At 52.3% G+C, this 4,526-nt stretch carries 4 protein-coding genes and 1 rRNA gene; all 5 read left to right on the forward strand.

Annotated features, from left to right (window positions below; genetic code table 11):
• Positions 1-95: ribosomal RNA gene (gene rrf, locus AB7U36_RS19145) — 5S ribosomal RNA — on the forward strand; the annotation flags it as partial.
• A gap of 554 nt (positions 96-649) precedes the next feature.
• On the forward strand, positions 650-1,423 hold the full coding sequence (locus tag AB7U36_RS19150) for a GntR family transcriptional regulator (protein ID WP_428161249.1): 774 nt from the start codon (positions 650-652) through the stop codon (positions 1,421-1,423).
• 47 nt (positions 1,424-1,470) lie between these two features.
• Positions 1,471-2,709: a tryptophan synthase subunit beta gene (trpB, locus tag AB7U36_RS19155; protein WP_428161250.1), complete on the forward strand. Its 1,239-nt coding sequence runs from the start codon at positions 1,471-1,473 to the stop codon at positions 2,707-2,709.
• Positions 2,706-3,506 carry a tryptophan synthase subunit alpha gene (gene trpA / locus AB7U36_RS19160; protein WP_428161251.1) on the forward strand — a complete coding sequence of 267 codons (801 nt, stop codon included), beginning with the start codon at positions 2,706-2,708 and terminating at the stop codon, positions 3,504-3,506. The genes trpB and trpA overlap by 4 nt, the downstream gene beginning before the upstream one ends.
• A 134-nt stretch (positions 3,507-3,640) precedes the next feature.
• On the forward strand, positions 3,641-4,526 hold an 886-nt coding region (gene mtnA, locus AB7U36_RS19165), incomplete at its 3' end, for an S-methyl-5-thioribose-1-phosphate isomerase (RefSeq protein WP_428161252.1).

Consider the following 4,526-nt stretch of genomic DNA (forward strand, 5'->3'; position numbering starts at 1 on the left):
CCACACCCGTACCCATCTCGAACACGGAAGTTAAGCTCTTTAGCGTCGATGGTACTGCATGGGAGACTGTGTGGGAGAGTAGAACGCTGCCGGTTCTTCTTTAAAAGCCCTGATCAAGATATTCTTGGTCAGGGCTTTTTTATTTTTATCATCAGGGCTTTTCTTGATACTGTTTTCGTAAGCCTTAAGAACCCTTTCAGATAAAAAATCAAAGCAATCTCCTTTGGGTTGAAATTATTTGTCTCTGCGATAGCATAGGCCCACCAGTTCGAAGGATAGGGCAATGCTGGGAAGCAACCCGAGCGCCGTAATTGGTGACTAAAGCATGGGGCAGCGCCATTGCGAAGACTTGGCGCTGCCTTTGTCTTTCCTTTAGCGACTCATGATTTGGTCCTCAATGCGTTAAATCTACGGGCATGGGGGCTGGCCCTCATTCAAATTAGATAGAATCCCTTTTTATAAAAGTGGATCATTCCTGTACCACAGTTCAGGGACATCATATGCCAGGGACTGGTGGGGTCTTTCCTTACTAATTTTAATATCCTTTGCAATCAATGGTGCCAGGAAGTTTGTTGTAAATGTCTTGACAATATGACAGATTTTTAATTATGATTCAGGCATTATTAATTTAGCAGCCGCCGGATAACGGGTGAAATACAATTTCCGGGGGGCTGAAAACTTGAGAATAAGACCGGCAATGCTGAATCCTGAGTCTCCCATACCCTTGTATCACCAGATTTGTGAGCAGCTCCAGTCCCGTATCCGGGAGGGCGTTTATCAGCCCGGGCATATGATTCCGTCTGAAACGGAACTGGCAAAATCATATGGGGTGGGCCGTCCCACCGTGCGCCAGGCCATGGAGCTTCTGGTGCAAAGGGGCCTGATCCAAAGAAAGCGGGGGGCCGGAACCTTTGTGAAGGAACCTTCCCCGCAGATTGATCTGTTCTCCCTTGCCGGAACCTCCCAGGCATTTTCCACCCGGGGGGTTCCCACGCAAAAAAGAGTGATTGCGCCTTTGAAAAAAAAGACCGTGACAGGCGATGTGGCAAACCCGTTTCACGGCAAATCCGCCTTTGCCATGTCCCGCTTAACCGTGGCCCGGGATGAACCTGTCCTGCTGGAGGATATTTTTCTGGACCCGGATCTGTTTGCAGGTATTGACGATATGGATCTTGGGGACAAATCCTTGTCCCGGGTGGTGTCTGAACGGTTTTACCTCACACCTTCCGACGGCACCCAGCAGTTCCAGGTGGAAACCTTGAATGAACAGCGGGCGGCCCTTCTGGGCATGCCGCCTTTGGATCCGATTCTTGTGGTCCGGCGGCTGCTCAATTTCCCTAATGCACCCGGGGCGGTTTATTCGGTACTGTTCTGCCGCACAGACCGGTTTGCCTTTACCCAGACCATTAAACATCAAAAATAAATTATGAACCTTACTCAAATTGCCAACCCCTTTACGGAGGCAGATACATGAAACACCGCGGATATTACGGCTCCTTTGGCGGGGCCTTTTTGCCGGAAATCCTTGTGGCCACCTTTGACGAGCTGGATGCCCGGTTCAGGCAGGCCAAAGAAGACAAGGGGTTCTGGGAAGAATACGAAACCCTGATGGCAACTTACTCCTGCCGGCCCACGCCCTTGACCTATGCCGAAAACCTCACCCGGCACTTTGGCGGGGCAAAAATTTATATCAAACGGGAAGATCTTAACCACACAGGCGCCCATAAGGCCAACAATGTCATGGGGCAGGGGCTTTTAGTGAAAAAGATGGGAAAAAAACGGGTGATCGCCGAAACCGGGGCAGGGCAGCACGGGGTGGCCACGGCCACCATGGCGGCCAAGTTCGGACTTGAGTGCACCATCTACATGGGTGAGGTGGATGTGCTACGCCAGCGGCCCAATGTGTTCTGGATGGAGCAGCTCGGCGCCACCGTGGTGCCGGTCACCGACGGCACCCGGATTCTCAAGGATGCCATCAACGAGGCGTTCAGGGACTGGGTCACCAACATGGACACCACCCATTATGTGCTTGGCACGGCCTGCGGGCCCCATCCTTTTCCTGAAATGGTTTCCTGGTTCCAGTCCATCATCGGAAAGGAAGCCCGTGTCCAGATCATGAAAGCCGAAGGCCGGCTGCCAGCCAAGGTATTTGCCTGTGTGGGCGGCGGCTCCAATGCCATGGGAATTTTCCAGGGTTTCATGGATGATCCGGTTGAGCTTGTGGGGGTGGAAGCCGGGGGCGAAGGAATTGCATCGGGCCGCCACGCATCGCGGCTTTGTTCCGATGATGCCAGTCCCGGCATTGCCCAGGGCTATAAAACCTATTTTCTGCAGAACAGTGACGGCCAGATGAAAGAGACCCACTCTATCTCCGCAGGTCTGGACTATGTCGGCGTCTCCCCCATTCTTGCCAATATGCGGGACCAGGGCAAAGCCCGGTTTGAATATGCCACGGACACTGAGGTGGTGGATGCCCTTAAGCTGACCATGCAGATGGAAGGTATTATCCCGGCCCTGGAGTCTTCCCACGCCTTTGCCGGTGCCTTTAAGGAAGTGGCGAACATGTCAAAAGATGATATCATCATCATTAACCAGTCCGGCCGGGGGGATAAAGACATCTTCACCGTGGCTGATGCCATTGGCGATCCCAAATGGAAAGAATTTATCTGTGCCAAAGCCAAAGAATATCAAGGAGATATATCAAAATGACGGATACAATAACTTCGGCATCTGCCCCCGCCTTTCTGGAAACCTATATCCGGGAACAGCGAAAGAAAAAAGAGATCCTGTTAATGACCCACATTGTCATGGGCTATCCCTCTTTTGACGCCTCCTTTGAAATAGTCCGGCAGATGGTGGACGCAGGCGTGAACTTAATGGAGCTGCAGATCCCGTTTTCGGAACCCATGGCAGACGGCCCGGTGATCCTCAGAGCCAACCAGGCCGCCCTTGAGTGCGGGGCCACCGTGGAAAAATGTTTTGAGTTTGCCCAAAACGTGTCAGACTGCTTTGACATTCCGTTTCTGTTCATGACCTATGGCAACATCCTTTATAAATACGGCATGGATGCCTTTGCGGCCCGGATGTCGGAAATCGGGGTTAAGGGGGCCATTGTCCCGGATCTTCCCCCGGAAGAGGCGGGTGATTATCTGTCTGCCATGAAAAAACATGATCTGTCTGCGGTATTTATTTTTTCTCCGGAAACCTCGGACCAGCGTATGAAGATGATCGACGCCCATGCCACAGGATTTATTTATTGTCTGGCAAGAAAAGGGGTAACCGGAAAAGAGACGCAGTTCTCTTCAGACATGGGCCGTTACCTGACAAAGTGCCGGAAGGCCACCCGGCTGCCCACGGCCGTGGGGTTCGGGGTAAAAGAAAAGGCAGACATTGATTTTCTTGTGGGCAAAGCCGACATTGCCGTGGTGGGATCCCAGACCATCCGGGAGGTGGAGCAAAAAGGGGTGAATGCCACTGGCCCGTTTATTCGCAGCCTGTCAGAATGAAATTTTTGATATTTCTATTTGGTTAAAATGCCATTGCACCTTGATTCCTGACCCGGTTTGGGGTTTTATTGTACAAATAAAGTTTTTGATCTGGTATAAGAATTGAAGATTTAAAATCCCAAAGGAAATGCGCCATGAATGTGGATGGAAAACAGATGCGGCCCATCTGGTTTGATAATGAGTCAAAAACCGTCAAGGTCATAGACCAGAGGCGCCTGCCCCATGAACTGATTGTCCAAGACCTGACAACCAATGATCTGGTGATTCATGCCATCAGGGATATGTATGTCAGGGGGGCTCCCTTGATCGGTGCCACAGGGGCGCTGGGTGTTTATGTCATTCTGGTGCAGAAAGGCAACCGGGGCGCAGATGATGCATGGTTCAAGCGTGAGTGCGCATGCCTTCGTGATGCCCGGCCCACTGCCACCAATCTGGCCTGGGGCGTGGACCGGGTCATGGAAAAAGCCCTCAACGCGTCCGGATATGATGCCCGGGTGGCAGCCGCCTTGCAGGAAGCCTTAGGCGTTGTGGAAGAAGAGTCTGTGAACTGCCAAAAGATAGGTGAATTCGGCCTGTCCATCATCAAAGAGATTGCTGAAAAGAAAAACGGTCAGCCCGTAAACATCCTCACCCACTGCAATGCAGGGTGGCTTGCCTGTATCGAGTACGGCACGGCCACAGCACCCATGTACACCGCCTTTGATGCGGGCATTGATATTCATGTCTGGGTGGATGAGACACGGCCTTTGAACCAGGGATCGCGCCTGACCGCCTGGGAACTTGGCAAGCATGGCATCAGACATACCGTGATTACGGATAATGCCGGGGGGCATCTCATGCAGCACGGCATGGTGGATCTGGTTATTGTGGGCACGGACCGCACCACCCGGGCAGGTGATGTGGCCAACAAAATCGGTACCTATCTCAAGGCCCTGGCTGCCCGGGATAACAATGTGCCCTTTTATGTGGCGCTTCCCTCATCCACCTTTGACTGGACCAACACCGACGGGATAAAAGACA

Source organism: Desulfobacter sp., from assembly GCF_050177295.1.

Coding starts and splice junctions, on each gene's coding strand:
- trpB (WP_428161250.1), top strand. CDS start 1,471: ATGAAACACCGCGGATATTACGGCTCCTTTGGCGGGGCCTTTTTGCCG.
- trpA (WP_428161251.1), top strand. CDS start 2,706: ATGACGGATACAATAACTTCGGCATCTGCCCCCGCCTTTCTGGAAACC.